Source organism: Streptomyces sp. NPDC007863, assembly GCF_040633895.1.
In the GTDB taxonomy this organism is placed as follows: Bacteria; Actinomycetota; Actinomycetes; order Streptomycetales; family Streptomycetaceae; genus Streptomyces.
The window spans coordinates 234,552-254,096 of sequence record NZ_JBEYEI010000001.1; the positions used below are offsets into that span (position 1 = coordinate 234,552).

14 protein-coding genes are annotated in these 19,545 nt (G+C 74.3%); 5 read left to right on the forward strand and 9 right to left on the reverse strand.

The window, feature by feature from the left end:
* Window positions 1–13 precede the first annotated feature (13 nt).
* Window positions 14–388: a YrdB family protein gene (locus tag ABZ621_RS00990; protein WP_360599311.1), complete on the reverse strand. Its 375-nt coding sequence runs from the start codon at window positions 386–388 to the stop codon at window positions 14–16.
* 237 nt (window positions 389–625) lie between these two features.
* Between ABZ621_RS00990 and ABZ621_RS00995 the strand changes: the two genes are divergently transcribed.
* Window positions 626–1,462 carry a hypothetical protein gene (locus ABZ621_RS00995; RefSeq protein WP_360599313.1) on the forward strand — a complete coding sequence of 279 codons (837 nt, stop codon included), beginning with the start codon at window positions 626–628 and terminating at the stop codon, window positions 1,460–1,462.
* A gap of 18 nt (window positions 1,463–1,480) precedes the next feature.
* On the opposite strand, the gene ABZ621_RS01000 is transcribed toward ABZ621_RS00995, so the two are convergent.
* Together ABZ621_RS01000 and ABZ621_RS01005 are read right to left on the reverse strand one after the other, a co-directional pair.
* The gene (locus ABZ621_RS01000) at window positions 1,481–3,568 is read right to left on the reverse strand and encodes a SpoIIE family protein phosphatase (RefSeq protein WP_360599315.1); all 2,088 of its coding nucleotides are present in this window, start codon (window positions 3,566–3,568) and stop codon (window positions 1,481–1,483) included.
* A 147-nt stretch (window positions 3,569–3,715) separates the two neighbouring features.
* Window positions 3,716–5,347 (reverse strand): phosphodiester glycosidase family protein, encoded by a 1,632-nt coding sequence (locus ABZ621_RS01005; RefSeq protein ID WP_360599317.1) that lies wholly within the window; start codon window positions 5,345–5,347, stop codon window positions 3,716–3,718.
* Window positions 5,348–5,593: 246 nt separating this feature from the next.
* Between ABZ621_RS01005 and ABZ621_RS01010 the strand changes: the two genes are divergently transcribed.
* The gene (locus tag ABZ621_RS01010; protein ID WP_360599319.1) at window positions 5,594–6,190 is read left to right on the forward strand and encodes an HD domain-containing protein; all 597 of its coding nucleotides are present in this window, start codon (window positions 5,594–5,596) and stop codon (window positions 6,188–6,190) included.
* A gap of 11 nt (window positions 6,191–6,201) precedes the next feature.
* Here the strand turns inward: ABZ621_RS01010 and ABZ621_RS01015 are convergent, their stop codons facing one another.
* Complete coding sequence (locus ABZ621_RS01015) at window positions 6,202–6,867, reverse strand: GPP34 family phosphoprotein (RefSeq protein WP_360599321.1); 666 nt, start codon at window positions 6,865–6,867, stop codon at window positions 6,202–6,204.
* 200 nt (window positions 6,868–7,067) lie between these two features.
* Between ABZ621_RS01015 and ABZ621_RS01020 the strand changes: the two genes are divergently transcribed.
* Together ABZ621_RS01020 and helR are read left to right on the forward strand one after the other, a co-directional pair.
* A complete protein-coding gene (locus tag ABZ621_RS01020; protein ID WP_360599323.1) occupies window positions 7,068–7,349 on the forward strand; it encodes a hypothetical protein in 282 nt (93 codons plus the stop codon).
* A gap of 197 nt (window positions 7,350–7,546) precedes the next feature.
* Window positions 7,547–9,706, forward strand: a complete 2,160-nt coding sequence (helR, locus tag ABZ621_RS01025; protein WP_360599887.1) for an RNA polymerase recycling motor ATPase HelR — start codon at window positions 7,547–7,549, stop codon at window positions 9,704–9,706.
* Window positions 9,707–9,733: 27 nt separating this feature from the next.
* Here the strand turns inward: helR and ABZ621_RS01030 are convergent, their stop codons facing one another.
* The 4 genes from ABZ621_RS01030 to ABZ621_RS01045 form a co-directional block, all read right to left on the reverse strand.
* A complete protein-coding gene (locus tag ABZ621_RS01030; RefSeq protein ID WP_360599325.1) occupies window positions 9,734–11,134 on the reverse strand; it encodes a GH1 family beta-glucosidase in 1,401 nt (466 codons plus the stop codon).
* A gap of 49 nt (window positions 11,135–11,183) precedes the next feature.
* The gene (locus tag ABZ621_RS01035) at window positions 11,184–12,089 is read right to left on the reverse strand and encodes a carbohydrate ABC transporter permease (RefSeq protein ID WP_360599327.1); all 906 of its coding nucleotides are present in this window, start codon (window positions 12,087–12,089) and stop codon (window positions 11,184–11,186) included.
* Window positions 12,086–12,973 (reverse strand): sugar ABC transporter permease, encoded by an 888-nt coding sequence (locus tag ABZ621_RS01040; RefSeq protein WP_360599889.1) that lies wholly within the window; start codon window positions 12,971–12,973, stop codon window positions 12,086–12,088. Before ABZ621_RS01040 ends, ABZ621_RS01035 begins: the two co-directional genes overlap by 4 nt.
* Before the next feature lie 957 nt (window positions 12,974–13,930).
* The gene (locus ABZ621_RS01045) at window positions 13,931–15,235 is read right to left on the reverse strand and encodes an extracellular solute-binding protein (RefSeq protein WP_360599329.1); all 1,305 of its coding nucleotides are present in this window, start codon (window positions 15,233–15,235) and stop codon (window positions 13,931–13,933) included.
* 392 nt (window positions 15,236–15,627) lie between these two features.
* Between ABZ621_RS01045 and ABZ621_RS01050 the strand changes: the two genes are divergently transcribed.
* The gene (locus ABZ621_RS01050) at window positions 15,628–18,429 is read left to right on the forward strand and encodes a glycosyl hydrolase (protein WP_360599331.1); all 2,802 of its coding nucleotides are present in this window, start codon (window positions 15,628–15,630) and stop codon (window positions 18,427–18,429) included.
* A gap of 15 nt (window positions 18,430–18,444) precedes the next feature.
* On the opposite strand, the gene ABZ621_RS01055 is transcribed toward ABZ621_RS01050, so the two are convergent.
* On the reverse strand, window positions 18,445–19,476 hold the full coding sequence (locus tag ABZ621_RS01055) for a LacI family DNA-binding transcriptional regulator (RefSeq protein WP_360599333.1): 1,032 nt from the start codon (window positions 19,474–19,476) through the stop codon (window positions 18,445–18,447).
* Window positions 19,477–19,545 lie beyond the last annotated feature (69 nt).

Sequence of the window (19,545 nt, forward strand, 5' to 3'; positions counted from 1 at the left end):
ACGCGCCGAGGCCCTACTCGACGCCCCAGTGCGCGCCGCCCCCGGCCCTGCCCACCGTCACCACCACCGTGTCGACGGCCGCGACCGCGCCGAACACCACCGCCGCGCCGGTGTGCCCCACGCCCACCAGGGCCGCGGTCGCCGCCCCGAACACGACGGCCTTCACCCCCACCACCCCCGCCACCGGCAACCTGACCCGGGCCTTCGGCGCGGCGAACATCCCCCACACCACCGCCGTCACCCCAGGCACCGCCACGGCCAGCACGATCCGCAACCACACCGGATCCGCCACGCTCCACCCCCACCACCCGAGCACCCCGAGCGCCACCAACTCCACCAGGAACGCCACCAGATCACCGACCACGAACAGCCCCTTCAAGGACTCCACCCCTCCCCAACAGCCCGGTCCGACCTCGGGATCGTAGTCGGCACCACCCTCTACCGTCCCCGGGCCGGGACCGGTGGGAGCGTCGGACAAGGGGTACGGGCTGTGCGGTGTGGCCGTGCACGTGTCGTGACCGGAGCCGGGCGGGTGGGCCGATGGGGCGGTTTGGGTGACCGTGGGGGTGTTGGGTCGTTGCACGCGTAAAACGATCACATGACGAGGAACGCGGAGGTGGTTTCCGTGGGCGTTCAGCAGGCCGCGGCGGTGCGGACCCTGGTGCTCGACGACCCGGAGGACGTACGGGAGGCGGCGGGTGCGGTCGCGGGCGGGGAGGCCGTGGCGCACGGGTTCGGGAACTTCTACGCGCTGAGCTTCCGTCCGGAGCGGGAGGTCGTGGAGCGGGTCAACCGGATGAAGGGGCGCCCGGCCGGGCGGACCGCGAGCGTGACGACCGTGCCGGAGCGCGTGCCGGCCGCGTTCGACTGGACGCGGCTTCCGGACGGGGTGCCCTGGCAGCAGGTCAGGTCGCTGACGGCCGAGCTGCTCGGGCTCGGGCCCATCGGGCTGCGCGGCCCGGCGGCCGGCCGGGTGCCGGAGGCCCTCGTCGCCGCCGACGGCGGCGGGCCCACCGTCCAGGTCATCGTGCCCGGCACCCGCTGCCCCTCGCACGCCTTCCTCGGCGCGGCGCTCGCCCGGACCGGCGGCGACTTCCTCGCCGTCACCTCCGTCAACCGCTCCCGCCACGTCACCGGCCGCGACCACGAGCCGGCGCACTGGCGGGCCGACGGCCTCGTCGACGAGTTCGGCGCCGAGGAGGGCGTCCGGATCCTGGCCCACGCCGACGAGGAGGCCGCCCGCCGCCGCCATCCCTTCCACCGGCCGACCTCCGTCAGCATCCTGTCCTTCCACCGCACCGCAGGGCACACCCGCTCCGGTCTGCCCGCGCTCGTCCTGGAACAGCAGGGTTCCCTCTCCGCCGACCACATCCGCGCGATCGCCGCCAACCACGGCTTCGGGCTCGCCGTCGCCCCGCGCGCCGTCGTGCCGCTGCCCCCGAGGGCGTACGGGATCGGCTGATCCGGGCGGCGGGGGAGGTCAGGCGGAGGCCGGGTCGCCGAACCCGATCCCGGCCCCTGCCCCGTTCCCGTCCCCGTCCAGCGCGATCTCCGCCCACACCGTCTTGCCGTCCTCCTCGTACCGCACGCCCCACGCGTCCGCCAGCATCGCGCAGATGTGCAGGCCCCGGCCGCCCTCGTCGCCGGCCTTCGCGTGCCGCAGGTGCGGGGCGGTGGCCGCGCCGTCGCGCACCTCCACGGTGAGGGTGGACTCCCCCCGCAGCAGCCGGAGGGCGTACGGCGGAGCGCCGTGCCGCACCGCGTTGGTGACCAGCTCGCTGACGATCAGTTCGACGGTGAGCGGGTCCACCCCGAGGCCCCACTCCCGCACCCGGTCCTCGGCCGCGTGCCGGGTCGGCGCCACCGCCGACAGCTCGCCCGGCACCTCCCACTCGGCGACGTCCGAGGCCGGCAGCCGCAGCGTGCGGGCGACCAGCAGGACGCGTTCGGGCGCCAGCAGCGCCGCCAGGTCGTCCGCCATCGGGTGCGTGCCCCGGTCGGGCGCGGCCAGCGCCTGCGCCACCCGCGCCTGCGACGGGCCGCCGTCCGCGCGGGCGGAGGAGGCGAGGCACAGGGTGGTGCCCTCCGGCAGGAAGTGGGAGGAGCAGGCGAACGGCGGGCCGTCGTCGCCGAGGAGCGGCCCCTCCTCCACCAGGTCCGCGTCGAGGGAGCCGTCCGGCCGGACGGCGACGCACAGCGACGTCCCGGCCCGGGCGAGGTCGAGCCGGCCGGTCACCGGATCGTGCACGGCGACCGTGCAGCTCGCGGCCGGCTCGTCGTCGCCGTGCCCGTGCCCCGGCGCGTGCCCCTGCTCCCGGGCGAGCCGCTGCGTCACCGCGTGCAGCCGGGCCAGCAGCTCGTGCGGGGAGAGGTCGAGCGTCGCCAGGCTGTACACGGCGGTCCGCAGCCGGCCCATCGTCGCCACCGCACTCAGCCCCGGCCGCTCCACCTGACCGACCACCAGCGCCACCCGCGCGCCCGGCAGCGCGATGACGTCGAACCACGAGCCCGCGCCCGTGCCGCCGGGCCGGTGCCGCTGGGCGAGCTCCACGGCGTGCCGGGTCTCGCCGTCGGGCCGCAGCGGCCAGGACTGCAGGGCCGTCATGACGGTGTGCTCGCGGGTGAAGCGGAGCGCGTTCTCCAGGCAGGTCGCCGTGTGCGCGGTGACGCCCTCGACGAGCGCGAGGTCGTCCTCGGTGTACGGGTCGGCCCCCGGCGGCCGCCGGAAGGCGACCGCCCCGAGCAGCTGCCCGCGCACGGCGAGCGGCGCCACGAGCCGCACCTCGCCGTCCCACCGCCGCAGTTCGGGTCCGTCCGGCAGCCGCTCGCCGAACAGCCCGGGCAGCAGCACCGCCCCCGGCTCCGGCAGCGGCACGCCGCCGTCCGCGTGAGCGGAGCCGCCCACGGCCGTGCACCGCAGCAGCGGCGTCTCGCCCGCGCGCCGCAGCTCCGGCGGCTTCCCGCGCAGCACCGCGTCCGTCAGCGCGACCACGACCGAGCCGGCGAAGCCGGGCGCGGTCACCTCGACGAGTTCGCGGGCGGTTCGCTCCACGTCGAGCGTCCGCCCGATCCGCTCACGGGCCTCGTAGAGCAGGGCGAGCCGCTGCTCGGCCAGGACCCGCAAGGTGACGTCCGTGACGGTGGCGACGAGCCCGATCGCGGGCCGCCGCGCGCCGTCAGGCCCCGGGGTGTACAGCGGGTAGAGGGACACCGAGTAGACGTGCTTCCGGCCCGGGTCCTGCGGCGGACGGCCCCGTACCAGCACGTCGCGGGCCGGCGTCCCGCCGTCCAGGACGTCGCGGAGCACCTGCTCCTTGACCTCGACGCCGAAGTGCCGGTACGCCTCCACCGCCGGCCGCCCGAGCACGTCCTCCTCCGCGACGCCCCGCATCGCGAGCGCCGCGCCGGTGACCCGGACCAGCCGCAGCTCCCGGTCGAGCACGTGCACGCCGACCGAGGACTGCCGGAACACGGCGTCGAGGACGGCGTGGTCGAGCACGGACACCGCCACACCGCCCAGGGAGGCCGCCCCCTCCGGGCCGGGAGGGGGCGGGACGTCCTCGAACATGCTGCACCTGCCTGCGGTCGACACCCGGTCCAGGCCCAGTCTCGCCGCTCAGGGCGCCCTCCGCCTGTCGCGACTCCCGCCGATGCGCGGCGGGAGTCACCGCGAGGAGGGTGTCACCGCGAGTGGCGTGTCACCGCGGGGCGGGTGTCACCGGGGGAGCAGGAGCAGCGCGTTGCCGAGGGAGCGCTGGCCGGTGGTGTCCGACGGCCGGTTGACGATCCCGGCCGGTGTCGCGAGGACGCTCGAACCGCCGCCGTCGAGGTTGAGGGCCTCGCGGGCGCCCAGGGCGCGCATCAGACGGGCGGCGGCGTCGATGCTCAGGCCCTCGCTGACGCCGGGGTCGCGCCCGTCGGCGACGACGAGCAGCAGCCGCCCCTCGGAGTCCTTTCCGATCATGGACCGGGGGTTGGCGCGTACCGTCCAGTCGTAGGTGAACGACTGGTCGGCGCCGTCGCGGACGATGCCGTCGCCCACCGCGTTGACCGCCACCCGGCCCGCGCGGACCAGGGACGGGCCCACCTGGAGGATCGTCGTGTCGGGCCCCAGCGCGACCGGACGGCCCTGGCCGTCCCGTATCCGCTCGTCGAAGGAGAGGGCCGCGCCGACCCGCGCGGTGCGCAGCAGCCAGGCGGCGCTGTCGCCGGTGGCCTGGAGGGTCGAGCCGCCGGCCGGGACGGCGGCGCCGCGCGTGCCGTGCACGGCCGTCACCCGGCCGCGGGCGTCGAGGACGGCCTCCGCGCCGGCGCCGGCCGGGGGAGCGCCCCACTCGGGGGTGAAGCGGACGAGTTCGCCGGCGTCGGTGCACTTGAGGTCGTGCTGGGGGCGCTCGGTCGGCTGGTCGCCGCCGACCCCGCCGCAGTTCCAGACATCTCCGGGGATCCGGTTGATCCCGTCGACCTCCGCCGTCTCGCCGCCGGCGGTCACCGTCACCCGGGTCGTGAAGGTGTCGACGGCGAAGGAGCGCCCGCCGCCGTCCAGCCGGACGCCGGCCCGTCCCTGGGTGGCGGAGCCGAGGACGCGGCCGTCCTTCACGTACATCCCGCCGGGCGCGCTGTTGTAGAACCACTGGCCGTTGATCCCCGCGACGGCGCCCGAGGCGCCGATCAGGTCCGTCAGCTTCTCGGTGCCCTTGAGCGCGGGGCCGTGGCCGGCCGCGAGACGGCCGCCGAAGGCGTCGAGGTCGATCCGCAGGACGTGCACCCGCTGGGGCGCGTCCTCGTCGGTGCCGTCCTGGGCGGTGTAGCGGGTGCGGGCGGTGAAGCCGGCGTCCTTGAGCCGTGCGACGAGCGCGGTCGCCCCGGCCTCGTCCGCGTGCCGCCCGGTCCGTACCGTCCAGCCGAGCGCCCCCGCGCGCCGGTCCGCGTACGCCGGCGTGGTGATCCGCTCGACGCGCGCCGTGAAGCCGGCCGTTTCCAGGGCCTTCGCGACCCGCAGCGCGGTGTCGTGGGGTCCGAGCGCGAGCGGCGCGCCGGTCAGCGGGCCGTCGGGCTGCCGGGGGAGGTTCACCTGGACGGTCCAGTAGTCGTCCGCGTCCCGCTTCCCGTAGGTGAGGGAGGTGAGCGTCACGCCCGGTGCCGGGGTGCTGGTGACGCGGGTGGCCGAGTGGACGGCGTGGCGCGTGGCGACGGCGGGTCCGGCGGCCGGTGCGGCGGGGGCCGGTGCGGCGGCGCCGGGTGTGGCGACCGCGGGGCCGTCGGGGCGGGCCTGCGCGAGGGGCACCGACGACCCGGTCGACAGGACCGCGGCGGCGACCAGGAGGAGGAGGGGCCTGCGCTGCATGGGAGTCCTTCCCGAGTGGGAACTGCCTGGATACCGAGGGAACAAGCCGTCAGTTACCGGACGGTGACGCGCAGTTCGACTCCCGTGGCAGAGCGGTGGAAGGTTGGGTTCCCCTCTCCTGGGTCCGGCTCGCGACGCGCGACGGACAGTCCCCGGCGGCACCGGCCCCGACGGGCACGGCGCCGGGCCGTCACGCCCGCGCCGAACTCCGGCGGGGGCGGAGGCCCGCCCGGCTATCCTTCCGGTGTGGAGATCCCCTCATATGACGAAATCCGGGCGCTGCACCGGAAACACGCCCCCAGCGACGCCGCCTTCGCACTCGTCTTCACCCACTGCGAGATCGTCGCCGCCCTCGCCGAGCAGCTCCTCGCCCGCCACGGCCGGGGCGTCGACGCGGACCTCGTCCGCGCCGGCTGCCTGCTGCACGACATCGGCGTCTACCGTCTCTACGACTCCGCCGGGCGCATCGACGGCGCCTCCTACGTGACCCACGGCGTCCTCGGCCACCGGCTGCTCGCCGAGGAGGGCCTCCCCGAGACCCTCTGCCGCTTCTGCTCCTGCCACACCGGCGTCGGCCTCACCCAGGAGGACGTCCTCGCGCAGGGCCTGCCCATCCCGCCCGCCGACTACGTGCCCGTCACGCCGGAGGAGCGGATGGTCATGTACGCCGACAAGTTCCACAGCAAGAGCACCCCGCCCCGCTTCGTCTCCCCCGACACCTTCGAGACGAGGATCGCCCGCTTCGGTCCGGAGAAGGTCACCGTCTTCCAGGCCCTGCGCCGTCTGTACGGGGACCCCGAACTCGACGCCCTGGCCGCCGCGCACGGACACGCCGTGACCTGAGCCGGCCCCGCTCAGCCGGCGGCCGCGACGATCGTGACCACCGTCACCGCGGCCATCGCCGCCCGCATGTCCCGGATCGCCTCCCGCACGCCCTCGCCCGCCCACCGGCCCTCCGCGAGCTCCTCCATCCGCGCGGCGACCTCCTTGCGGGGCTCGCCGGGGAAGGCGATCCGGTGCAGCTTCGCCCCGTGCACCAGGGCGATCAGCCCGGCCGTCCGCTCGTCCGGCGCCGCGCCGTCCAGGACCGCGGCCCGCAGCCGCTCCCGCAGCTCCCGCTCGACCGAGCCGTCCGCCTCCGGATACCGCCGGACCGGGAACAGGCCCAGGACCCGGCGCCTCTCCTCCACGACGAGCCCGCGCTCGCACAGCCGCGCGACCGTCGCGGCCGGGGCCTTCGCCTGGTCCTTCGTCAGCCACTCGGTGAGCTTCGGCGCCTTTCCCCGGCGCTCCGCCCAGGCCGCGAGCGTCGCGAGGCGTCCGTCGAGCAGCGCCTCCCCGGTGGGGCTCTCGTCCGTCACGGTCAGCCGCCCGTCGGCCACCGACACCCGCCCCGCGAGCGCCAGCTCCAGCAGGATCCCGCCCGCGACCGCCCAGGCCGCCGACTGCCGCTCCTTCGCCTCCCCGGACGCGTCGTCCAGGGACAGCAGCGTGATCTCCTCGGCGAGCGTGATCGACATCGACGTCCTTCCAGGTGGGGGCCGGAACAGGATCCGGTGGTGCTGCCCCGGAGGACGGTCTGACACCCCGTCCGGTTCCCCGGAACCCGGCCGAACGTCCGTACGGGGCCGCCCGGCGGGCCGTTGTCAGTGGCGGCTGTCACCCTGGGGCCATGGACAGGCAGAGCGAGAGGCCCGGCGGCGGGGGGAAGGAAGACGGCATGGGCGGGGACCGTGACGAGGAGCTGCTGCGGGGCCGGGTCTACGGCCAGGACCACGACGACCCGCGCCCCGGACCGCGCCCCGGGCGGGCCTACGCGGAGCTGGTCGGCGGCCCGCTCGACGGGCTGCTGCTCGACGTCACCGACTGGACCGGCGAGCAGATACGCGCCGGCGCCGTCCTGGAGACGGAGCTGAGCCGCTACGGCGCGGAGGGCAAGGCGGTGTACGGTCCCCGGGCCGGCGACCCGGCACGCTTCGACTGGACCGGCGACACCCGCTGACGCACCCTGGCACCCGGCACCCGCGCGCACGGCACCCGGCACACGGACGGATGGGTCCCGGACACGCGAAAGGCGGGAGCTTCTCCCGCCATGTTCAACATATAGCGCATGGGGGGCCTTGCGGCAAGGCCCCCCGGATGCCGCACAATCGCACACTCACCCCCATCACCTGCTGAAACGAGATTGCGCGCGTGCCCATGCCTCCGCGGACCACCGGCCCCTTCGAGCTGCCCGACCGTCTCGCCGCCAAGGCCGACCCGGCGCTGATCGCCGACGACGAGAAGCACTTCGCCGCCGTCGCCGAGAGCCTCGACCAGGCCGTCGCCGAACTCTCCGAGCGCCTCGACGCGGTCCTCCGCGCCCCCGGCGGCGCCGGCCGCGAGGCGATGGAGCGCGACCTGGAGGTCCACCGCCTCTCCGGCCGGCTGCGCGCCCTGCGCCGCTTCGGCCTCGACCTCTGCCTCGGCCGGATCGTCTCCGCCGACGGCTCCGAGCCCCTCTACATCGGACGCCTCGGCCTCACCGACAGCGCCGGGAACCGGCTGCTCGTCGACTGGCGCTCGCCCGCCGCCGAGCCCTTCTTCGCCGCCACCCACGCCCACCCGATGGACCTCGCCAGCCGCCGCCGCTACCGCTGGAACGGCGGCCGGATCACCGACTACTGGGACGAGGTCTTCACCGAGGGCGGCCTCGACGAGCACGCCGCCCTCGACGACCAGTCCGCCTTCATCGCCAGCCTCGGCACCAACCGCTCCGAGCGGATGCGCGACGTCCTCTCCACCATCCAGGCCGACCAGGACGCCATCGTCCGCGCCGGCTCGCGCGGCGCCCTCGTCGTCGACGGCGGACCCGGCACCGGCAAGACCGTCGTCGCCCTCCACCGGGCCGCCTACCTCCTCTACTCCGACCCCCGGCTCGGCCACCGCCGCGGCGGCGTCCTCTTCGTCGGCCCCCACCAGCCCTACCTCGCCTACGTCTCCGACGTCCTGCCCAGCCTCGGCGAGGAGGGCGTGCGCACCTGCACCGTCCGCGACCTCGTCCCCGAAGGGGCGGCCGTCCGCCCCGAGAAGGACCCCGAGGTGACCCGGCTCAAGTCCTCCGCCGCCCTCGTCCGGGGCATCGAGAAGGCCGTCCGCTTCTACGAGGAGCCCCCCACCGGGCCGACCCACGTCCGCACCGACTGGGGCGACCTCACCGTCACCGCCGACGACTGGGCCGAGGCCTTCGACGCCCCCGGCCCCAGCACCCCGCACAACGAGGCCCGCGAGCTGATCTGGGAGGAGCTCGTCACCCTCCTGAAGGAGAGGACCCGCGGCGAGGTCCCCGACATCCTCTTCGAGCGCGCCCTGCGCCACGACCGCGAACTCGTCGCCACCCTCGACCGGGCCTGGCCCATGCTGGAGCCCACCGACCTCGTCGGCGACCTGTGGACCGTCCCCGCCTACCTGCGCCTGTGCGCCCCCTGGCTCGACCGGGACGAGGTGCGCGCCCTGCAGCGGGCCGACGCCCAGGCGTGGACCGAGTCCGACCTGCCCTACCTCGACGCGGCCCGGCAGCGCCTCGGCGACCCCCGGGCCAGCGCCCGCAAGCGCCGCGAGAAGGCCACCCTGGCCGCCCGCAAGGAGCGCATGGCCGGCGTCATCGACAACATCGTGCGGGGCGACGACGACGGCGAGGGCGCCGTCACCATGCTCCTCGGCCAGGACCTCCAGGACAGCCTCGTCGACGACGCCGGACTGCCCGTCGCCGCCGGCGACCCGCTCGCCGGGCCCTTCGCCCACGTCGTCGTCGACGAGGCCCAGGAACTCACCGACGCCGAATGGCAGATGCTGATCTCCCGCTGCCCCTCGCGCAGCTTTACCATCGTCGGCGACCGCGCGCAGGCCCGCCACGGCTTCACCGAGACCTGGCGGGAGCGCCTGGAGCGCATCGGCCTCGACCGCGTCGAGATGACCTCGCTCAGCATCAACTACCGCACCCCGGAAGAGGTCATGACCGAGGCCGAGCCGGTCATCCGCGCCGCCCTCCCGGACGCCAACGTGCCGACCTCGGTGCGCGCCTCCGGCCTCCCCGTCCACCACGGCACCACCGACGAACTCGACACCCTCCTCGACGACTGGCTCGCGGGGAACGCCGACGGCGTCGCCTGCGTCATCGCCGCCGAGGGCCGGCTCCCCGCGCTCGGCGACCGCCCCCGGGTCAGGGCGCTCACCCCGAGCCTCTCCAAGGGCCTGGAGTTCGACCTCGTCGTCCTCCTCGACCCGGAGGAGTACGGCGAGGGCATCGAGGGCGCGGTCGACCACTACGTGGCGATGACCCGCGCCACCCAGCGCCTCGCCGTCCTCACCACCGCCTGACCCGGAGCGCGGCGGCGGGCCGGACGCTCAGGACGGCAGCCCGCCCCGCGCGATCACCCGCGCGTACCAGCGGGCACTGTCCTTGAGCGTCCGCCGCTGGCTCGCGAAGTCCACGTGCACGATCCCGAACCGCTTGCTGTACCCGAACGCCCACTCGAAGTTGTCCAGGAGCGACCACAGGAAGTAGCCCCGCACGTCCGCGCCGTCCTCGATCGCCCGGCGCACCGCGGCCAGATGTCCGTGCAGGTACGCCACCCGCTCCGGGTCCCGCACCTGCCCGGACGGGTCCGCGTAGTCGTCGTACGCCGCACCGTTCTCGGTGATCACCAGCGGCACGCCCGGCAGCTCGTCGCGCAGCCGGACCAGCAGCTCGTGCAGTCCGTCCGCGTCCACCGGCCAGTCCATCGCCGTCCGGGGCCCCGGCGCCGGCAGGAACCGCACGTGCCGCTCCGCGCCGCCCCACGGCGCCGGCGACTCCGAGGACCCCGCCGCGACGACCGTGGGGGAGTAGTAGTTGAGCCCCAGCGAGTCGATGGGCGCCGAGATCGTCGCCAGGTCCCCGTCCCGTACGAACGCCCAGTCCGTCACCCGGGCCGTGTCCCGCACCAGGTCCTCCGGCAGCCGGCCCCGGAACACCGGGTCCAGGAAGATCCGGTTCGCCACCGCGTCGATCCGGCGCGCCGCGTCCAGGTCCTCCGCCGACTCCGTCAGCGCCCGCACCACGTGCAGGTTCAGCGTCAGCGACACCTCGGAGCCGGCCGGCAGCGTCTCCCGCAGCGCGCCCACCGCCAGGCCGTGCGCCAGGTTCAGGTGGTGCGCGGCGCGCAGCGCCTCCGCGTCACTGGTCCGGCCCGGGGCGTGCACCCCGTTCCCGTACCCCAGGAAGGCGGCGCACCACGGCTCGTTCAGCGTCGTCCAGGTCGCGACCCGGTCGCCGAGCGCCGCCGCCGTCATCCCGGCGTACTCGGCGAACCGCTCCGCCGTCTCCCGGCGCGGCCAGCCGCCCGCGTCCTCCAGCTCCTGCGGCAGGTCCCAGTGGTACAGCGTCGCCACCGGCCGGATCCCCGCCTCCCGCAGCTCGTCGCAGAGCCGCCGGTAGAAGTCGAGGCCCTTCTGGAGCGCGGGCCCGCGCCCGGTCGGCTGGACGCGCGGCCACGCCACCGAGAACCGGTAGTCCGTCACCCCCAGCTCGCGCATCAGCGCCACGTCCTCGCGCACCCGGTGGTAGTGGTCGGCGGCGATGTCACCGGTGTCGCCGTTGCGGACCTTTCCCGGCGTCCGGCTGAAGGTGTCCCAGATGGACGGCGTCCGGCCGTCCTCGGTGGCCGCGCCCTCGATCTGGTACGCGGCGGTGGCGGTGCCCCAGCGGAAACCCTCCGGGAAGCGGAGCGTCGCGGAGGACTCGGGACGTGCGTCGACAGCGGTCATGAGGAGGCAACTCCAAGAGGGAAGGGGAGGGATGAAAGAGAGTCGGGGCTCAGCCCTTGACCGCGCCCTGCATGATGCCGCCGACGATCTGGCGGCCCAGCAGGCCGAAGACCAGCAGCACGGGCAGCGTGCCGAGCAGGGTGCCGGCCATGATCACGGACTGGTCGTGGACGTAGCCGCCGCCGAGCTGGCGCAGCGCCACCTGGACGGTCGGCTCCTGTGAGGAGAGCGCCACGATCGGCCAGAAGAAGTCGTTCCAGGCGGCCATGAAGGTCAGCAGACCGAGGACCGCCATGCCCGGCCGGGCGATCGGCACCACGATCGACCAGAAGATCCGGGCGGTGGACGCGCCGTCCACCCGGGCCGCCTCGATCAGCTCGTCGGGCAGCGACTGCACCAGGTACTGGCGCATGAAGAACACCCCGAAGGCGGAGACGAGCCCCGGCAGGATCACCGACTGGAGCTGGTTCACCCACTGGAGCTCCGCGATCAGCATGAAGAGGGGGATGACGCCCAGCTGCGGCGGGATCATCATCGTCCCGACCGTCACCGCGAGCAGCGCGCCCCGGCCCCGGAAACGGAGCTTGGCGAAGGCGAAGCCGGCGAGCGTGCAGCACAGCACCGTGCCGACGGTGATCGAACCGGACACGATGAGGGAGTTGAGCAGCGCCTTGCCGATGTCCGCCTCGGCGAGCACCGCCTCGAAGTTCCGGATGAGGTGCGGGCCCGGTACCAGCGACGGCGGCACCTGGGCCAGGTCGGCGTTGGTGCGGCTGGCCGCGACGATCGTCCAGTAGAAGGGGAAGGCGGAGACGAGCACGGCCAGGATCAGCACGGCGTACGCGACCGGCCCGGCCTTCAGGGTCCGCCCGGCACCGGACCGGCGGCGCGGCCGGGAGGGCGTCCGCCGGGCGGGGGCGCGGACCTGGGCGGGCGGATCGGCGAGCGCGGTCATCGGCCGGCCTCCTTGCGGGAACGGCGGCGCGCGATCAGGGCGTTGACCCCGACCAGCACCAGGATCAGCAGGAACATCACCCAGGCGATCGCGGCGGCCCGGCCCAGGTGGAAGAAGCCCCAGCCCTGCTCGTACATGTACAGGCCGAGCGTCTGGTACTGGTGCGAGATGCCGCCCGACATGGACCCCTCGAAGAGCAGCGGCTCGCCGAAGAGCTGGGTGGCGCCGATCGTCGACACGACGACGGTGAAGAGGATGGTCGGCCGCAGCCCCGGCAGGGTGACGTGGAAGAACTGCCGCCAGCGGGAGGCGCCGTCCATCTCCGCCGCCTCGTACAGCTCCGACGGGATCGACTGCATGCCGGCGAGGTAGATGAGCGCGTTGTAGCCCGTCCACCGCCAGACGACGATCGTGGAGACCGCGATCTGCGAGCTGAGGGTGCCCGACTGCCAGTCGATCGGCCCGACGCCGACGAGGCCGAGGACGTAGTTGAAGAGCCCGAAGTCGCGGCCGAAGAGCTGCGCGAAGACGAGGGTCGCGGCGGCGACGGAGGTGGCGTACGGCAGCAGCATCGCCGTCCGCAGGAACGTCCGGCCACGGAGCCGGTGGTTGAGCAGGTGCGCCAGCGCGAGCGCCATCACCAGCTGCGGAACGGTGGACAGCACCCCGATCGTGAAGGTGTTGCGCAGCGCGGTCCAGAAGAACTCGTCGCCGAAGAGCGCGGTGTAGTTGCCGAGCCCGCGCCACTCCATGGCGCCGGGGTCCTGGAGCTCGACCCGGTGGAGCGACACGTACGCCGTGTAGACGAGCGGGAAGAGCCCGAAGGCGGCGAACAGGGTGAAGAACGGTGCGACGTACGTGTAGGGGGAGAGAACGCCCCACACACGCCGGAAGCCCGACGTACGCGGAACGGTGCCGGCTTTCGCCGGTGCGACGAGGGTCACGGTGCGGCCCTTCGGGAGACGGTTCGGAAGGATGACGAGCCCCTGGCGGGGGCGGCGGCGGTGGTGGTACGGGTCGGAGGCCCGGCGGTGGGCTTGTGGGGGCGCTGCCGGTGGGACCGGACGGTGGCCCGGCCCCGCGGCCCCCGGTGCGGTGCGGCTGCCTCCGGGGGCGTGCCCGTGGGGCGGGGACGTAGGGGCTGTGCAGGACGGTGGGCGGCGCCGGACGGTGGGGCGGTGCCGGACGGGAGGGCCGGCCCGATGGCTGCCCGGCCGTCCGGAGCCGGTCGGGCCCGTGGCCCGTGGGGGCACCGGCGGTGCGCGGCGACCCGCGGGGCCCGGCCCCGCCGCGCGGGCCGGACGTCCACCGGCCGGAGCCCGTCGGGGCGGTAGCCGCCTTCAGGCGGACCCCGGCGGAGCGTCCCCGCCGGGACGGTCGCCCGTGCGGCCCGCTGGTGGGATCGGACCACCGGCGTGAGGTACCTCGGCGGAAGTGGGGGGCTGGCGCGTGGCCACACCCCGGCGGGCGCGGAAGGCACCGCGCGCCGCCGGCGCCGGCCGTGGGCCCGCCACGGCCCACGGCTCCCGGCCTTCGGCCTTGGGCCCCAGACCCCGGCCTTCGGCCCTGGGCCCGCTGCCTCCGCCTCCGGCCCTTGGCCTTCGGCGATCCCGGCCGAGCCGCCCGCGCCGGCCCCGGGCCCCAGGGCCCGTCGCGGTACGGAAGCTCGGCGGTTCCGCGTCGACCGCGGGTGCCCCACCCCGCCGAAGCCGCCCCGCCGTCCGACGGCGAACGCTGGGCGGGTCAAGCCTGGCGGCCGGGTCCGGTCGCGCGGCGGTGACGTGGGCCGCGGAGCGGATGGCGTCCCGCCACGGCCCTGACCCGGGCCCGGGGGCCGGGCGTCAGCCCAGGGTGTTCGCGACGCCCTTCTTCGCGTTCTCCCAGGCCTTCTCCGGGGCGAGGCCCTTGCGTTCGACCTCGCTCAGCGCGTTGGTGATCTGCTGGCTGATGTTCTGGTCGTGGATGCCGAGCACCTGGACCGGCGCCGCCTTCGCCGCGTCGCCGAAGATCTGGCCGATGGGCGCGCCGGAGAAGTACGGGTCCGTCGTGCCGGCGACCTCGGCGATCGCGCCGGTCGAGGACGGGAAGTTGCCCTGCTTGGCGAAGATCTTCGCCTGCTGCTCCGGCGCGGTGAGCCACTTCACCAGCTCGTACGCCTCCTTCTTGTGCTGCGCGGCGCGCGGCACCGCGAGGTAGGAGCCGCCCCAGTTCCCGGCGCCGCCGGGCAGCGTGGCGATGTCCCACTTGCCCTTGCCGGTCTCGCCGGCCTGGCCCTTGATGTAGCCGAGCATCCACGCGGGGCAGGGGATCGTCGCGAAGGAGCCCGCGGCGAAGGCCTGGTTCCACTGCGGGGACCACTGGTCGAGCTTGGCGCTGAGCCCGGCGGCGCTCGCCTCGACGGAGGTCTCCCAGGCGGTCTTCAGGGCGGGGTTGGTCTCCCAGATCAGCGCCCCGGAGGCGTCGTAGTACCGCTCCTTCTCCTGCCCGATCATGATCGAGTAGAGGCTGCCGACGCTGTCGAGCCACGCGCTCTTCGCGGGGGCCTTGGCCTTGTACTGCTTGCCGAGCTCCAGGTACCCGTCCCAGGTCGACCACTTCTTCGCCAGCTCGGCCCGGTCGGTGGGCAGTCCGGCCTGTTCGAAGAGGTCGGTGCGGTAGCACATCGCCTCGGGGCCGACGTCGGTGCCGAGGCCCAGCACTTCGCCGTTCTTCCCGGTGGCGGCGGCCCACTTCGCCTCGGCGAACTGGCTCTTCAGGCCGTCGGCGCCGTACTTCCGCAGGTCCTCGAAGCGGTCGGCCTGCTGCTGGGTGACGGAGGCGATCCGGCCGACCTCGATGCCCTGGACGTCGGCGAGGCCGCCGCCGCCGGCGAGCCGGGTCTGGAGGGACTTCCAGTAGTCCGCCTCGTCCTCGGTGTCGGTCTGCTTGATGGTGACCTCGGGGTGGAGCTTCTCGTACTCGGCGTAGAGGCCGGCCTCCTTGTAGCCGAAGGAGCCGAAGAGGTCGACGGTGACGGTGACCTTGCCGCCGGGCTTGTCGGACGCGGTGTCGGAGGCTCCGGAGCCGCAGGCGGCGAGCAGGGAGCCGGTGAGTACGACCGCTCCGATGCGGAGGGCTGCCTTGCCGGCGGCACGGGTGATGGGCATGGACGGGCTCCCTTGGAGTCAGGGCGGATCGGGGTGGATCGGGGTGGATCAGGGTGGAGCTGACGGATCGGGGTGGATCGCGGGAAGGGGAAGCGGGAGGAACGGAGTGCTCCGGGTCCCGCCGGAGACCGGCGAACACCCTTGAGAGCGCTCTCAAGAACGGACTGGAGCGTGCCCCGACTCGCCCGTTCCCGTCAAGACTCGAAGGCGTAACGGCTCGGAATCGAGGGGTTCCTACGAGACCGCCTCCCCAACTCCGCTTTCGTTCGCCTCTCTTGACGCCCAGGTTTCGGGAGTTTTACGTTGCGCACTGCTGAGAGCGCTCTCAAGAACCGTCACACCCAAGAACGAACCCCCACGAATCCCTCCTTCGAGCCAACGAGGTGCTGTACGTGTCAGCTCCCCGCTCCCGACCGGCCGCGTCGCTGGTCCTCACCGCCGCCCTGGCGGCCGCCGGTCTCGTACCGGCCGCCGCCGGATCCGCCTCCGCCGCCACCGTCCCCGTGGGCGCGGGCGGATACTCCGACACCCGCCCCGCCGGGACCTCCGGTCCCACCACCAACACCGGGACCCCCGTCACCCCCAAGGTGACCGCCGCCGCCAAGGACCGGCCCCTCCCCACCAACGACTGGTGGTCCTCGCTCGCCTTCCAGCGCTACGGCGACAACCCGTACTCGACCCCCATGTACGGGCATCCGCTCACCTATCAGGCCGTCGCCGGCGGCCTGGAGATCGGCTACCCCACCACCCCGGCGATCGTCGGTGACGGCCGCCAGTACGAGTTCCCCCACAAGGCCGACCTCACCCTCGGCCTCACCGGGCTCAACTCGCCCGACGCCAAGGCCGACGACTGGTCCGACTGGACCGTCACCCCGCTCTGGTCCGACGGCGCCCGCACCCTGCGCACCACCATCGGCCACGGCCTGCCCTACGTGTACGCCAAGGGCACCGGCGGCGACGCCCGGATCACCACCGCCGCCCCGCCCACCGTCTTCGCCGACCAGGGCAACGTCCTCGGCATCACCGTCGCGGGCCACCACTACGCCCTCTTCGCCCCCACCGGCACCGACTGGAACGTCTCGGGCAGCACGCTCACGGCCGGCCTCGGCGGCAAGGACTACTTCTCCGTCGCCGTCCTCCCCTCCACCGACGCCCTCGCCACCTACCGGCGCTACGCCTACAGCTTCGTCACCGGCTCCCGCGTCGCCTGGTCCTCCTCCGGCGGCAAGGCCAACGCCACCTACACGCTGACCACCGAGGCGAAGGAGGGCACCGAGACCGGGACGCTCCAGGCCCTCTACCGGCACCAGTGGACGAACTCCACCGACCCGCTCACCCCGTACACGTACGTCTCCCCGCGCGGCACCATGAAGGTCCGCGAGGGCCGCTCCTTCTCCACCAGCCGCAAGCAGGCCGCCGTCCTGCCCGGGCTGCCCGCCACCGGCGCCGTCGACCAGGCCCGGCTGCGGACGTACCTGAACGAGGTGGTGAACTCCGCCGACCCGTTCTCCGGCGCCACCGACACGTACTGGACCGGCAAGGCGCTCGGGAAGCTCGCCCAGCTCGTGCCGCTCGCCGAACAGCTCGGCGACACGGCGCTGCGCGACCGGCTCCTCGGCCTGATCAAGGGCCGGCTCCAGGACTGGTTCACCACGGGCGGCGCGAACGAGTTCTCGTACGACCGCACCTGGAAGACCCTGACCGGCTACCCGGCCTCCTACGGCAGCGACACCGAGCTCAACGACCACCACTTCCACTACGGCTACTACGTGTACGCCGCCGCCATCGTCGCCCAGTACGACCAGGCCTGGGCCGCCGACTCCGCCTGGGGCGGCATGGTGAAGACCCTCGTCCGCGACGTCGCCAACCCCAGCCGCACGGACACGGCCTTCCCCTTCCTACGCGGCTTCGACGTGTACGCCGGACACAGCTGGGCCTCCGGCCACTCCGGCTTCGCGGCCGGCAACAACCAGGAGTCGTCCTCCGAGTCCACCAACCTCAGCGCCGCCCTCGTCCTGTGGGGCGCCGCCACCGGCGACGCCTCCCTGCGCGACCTCGGCGGCTACCTCCTCGCCACCGAGTCCGACGCCATCGGCCAGTACTGGTTCGACGCCGACCAGCAGGTCTTCCCCGGCTCCTTCGGCCACGACACCGTCGGCATGGTCTGGGGCAGCGGCGGCGCGTACTCCACCTGGTGGACCGCGAACCCCGAGGAGATCCACGGCATCAACACCCTCCCGGTGACCGCCGGAAACGCCCTGCACATGGGCGCCTACCCGGGCGCGATCCGGCGCAACCTCGCCGAGATGGAGCGGGAGAACGGCGGCCCGGCCGTCGAATGGCGCGACATCCTCTGGGAGTTCGAGTCACTCGCCGAACCGGCCCGCGCCAAGGGCCGCTTCGACGCCGTCGGCGGCAACTACACGCCGGAGGCGGGCGAGACCCGCGCGCACACCTACCACTGGCTGACCGTCCTGGACGCGCTCGGCGCCCCCGACGCGAGCGTCACCGGCTCCGTCCCGACCTCCGCGGTCTTCCTCAAGGGCACCGAACGCACCTACGCGGCCCACAACTTCGGCTCCGCTCCGATCACCGTCACCTTCTCCGACGGCAAGTCCCTGGCCGTGCCGGCCCGTTCGACCGCCACCGGCAAGGGAACCACCGGCACGATTCCCTGCGGTCAGCCCGGCGGGCCCGCCTGCCCCGAGCCGGGCACCGGCGACACCTTCCGGCTCGCCTCCGGCGGCACGCTGACCACCGCCACCGACACCACCGCCGGCAGCGCCACCCTCGCCTCCGCCGGCGGAGCCAACCACGACGGCACCCCGCACCAGCCGCTCGTCTTCGAGGCGCGGAACGTCACCGGCACCCACACCCCGGGCGCCGCCACCGCCTTCCGCCTCGCCGTGGACGCCGGCACCAACGTCGGCCTCGGCCAGCAGGCCCGGATCAGCTACGACCTGACCGGCGACGGCACCTTCGAACGCACCGAGACCTACCACTACTTCGCCACCGACCCGGTGACCGGCTGGGAGCGCTACGACCAGAACCGCGGTCTGAAGTCCGCCACCGGCACCCTCGGCGACCTCCGCGGCGGCACCGTCCGCCTGGAGGTGTGGAGCGCCATCGGCAACGGCCCGTCGACCGTCCGCACCGGCACGGACGACTCGGTCGTGGTCATCCCCTTCGACTGACCGGGGCGCCGGGCCTCACGCCGAGGCCCGGCGCACCAGCGTCGTCGGCGTGATCAGCGGGTCCGGGGCGGGCGCCCCGGACCCCTGTTCGTTCAGCAGCCGCATGAGCAGCCGCACCATCAGCCGCCCCATGCCCTCGATGTCCTGCCGGACGGTCGTCAGCGGCGGGTCCGTGCGCTCGGCGATGGACGCCACGTCGTCGAAGCCGACCACGGCGACGTCCTCCGGCACCCGCAGCCCCCGCTCCCGCAGCACCCGCAGCGCGCCCGAGGCCATCAGGTCGTTGGCGGCGAACACGCCGTCCACGTCGGGACGCCGGTCGAGGAGTGCGGCCATCGCCCGGGCGCCGCTCTCGGCCGTGAAGTCGCCGTGGCCCACGAGGGCCGGATCCGGGTCCCCGAGCGCGTCGCGGTAGCCGTCGGCGCGGTCCACGGCCGAGGTCTGGTCACGCGGCCCGGCCAGGTGCGCGACGGTCCGGCAGCCCCGGTCGACCAGGAGCCGGACGGCCTCGCGCGCCCCGCCGCGGTTGTCGCAGTCGACGTACGGCATGCCGGGGCCGATCCCGTCCGTCGGCCGGCCGCCGAGCACCGTCGGGATCTTCGCCCGGCGCAGCACCACCGCCAGCTCGTCCTCGTCGTGCAGGGAGAAGGCGAGCGCCCCGTCGACGTGCCCGCCGCCGAGATACCGGGCGATCCGGTCGTGATCGCCCGGGCTCTCCACCCACAGCAGGACCAACTGCGAGTCGTGGGCGGTCAGTTCGCGGCTGATGCCGCGCACCTGCTCCTGGAAGAAGGGGTCGGAGAAGATCCGGAACTCGGGCTCGGCGATGACCACGGCCACCGCGTCGTTGCGCCGGGTGACCAGGGTGCGGGCCGCGAGGTTCGGGACGTAGCCGAGCTCCTCCACCGCCTGCCGCACCTTGTCGACCAGCGGAGCGCGGACCCCCGCGCCGCCATTGACGACCCGCGAGGCCGTGGCCCGCGACACCCCGGCCCGGGCCGCGACGGCCTCCAGGGTCGGGCGCGCCCCCGTCGTCTGCTCGGCCACGTCGGCCCCCTTCGTCTGCTCGGACCGAGTCAGGATATCCGTACCGGCGAGAGGCTTGAGAGCGCTCTC

Bases quoted from the DNA above. Each gene is read 5' to 3' on its own strand.
- ABZ621_RS01015 (WP_360599321.1), bottom strand. From the start codon at position 6,867: ATGTCGATCACGCTCGCCGAGGAGATCACGCTGCTGTCCCTGGACGAC.
- ABZ621_RS01045 (WP_360599329.1), bottom strand. From the start codon at position 15,235: ATGCCCATCACCCGTGCCGCCGGCAAGGCAGCCCTCCGCATCGGAGCG.
- ABZ621_RS01005 (WP_360599317.1), bottom strand. From the start codon at position 5,347: ATGCAGCGCAGGCCCCTCCTCCTCCTGGTCGCCGCCGCGGTCCTGTCG.
- ABZ621_RS01020 (WP_360599323.1), top strand. From the start codon at position 7,068: ATGGGCGGGGACCGTGACGAGGAGCTGCTGCGGGGCCGGGTCTACGGC.
- ABZ621_RS01035 (WP_360599327.1), bottom strand. From the start codon at position 12,089: ATGACCGCGCTCGCCGATCCGCCCGCCCAGGTCCGCGCCCCCGCCCGG.
- ABZ621_RS01000 (WP_360599315.1), bottom strand. From the start codon at position 3,568: ATGTTCGAGGACGTCCCGCCCCCTCCCGGCCCGGAGGGGGCGGCCTCC.
- ABZ621_RS01030 (WP_360599325.1), bottom strand. From the start codon at position 11,134: ATGACCGCTGTCGACGCACGTCCCGAGTCCTCCGCGACGCTCCGCTTC.
- helR (WP_360599887.1), top strand. From the start codon at position 7,547: ATGCCTCCGCGGACCACCGGCCCCTTCGAGCTGCCCGACCGTCTCGCC.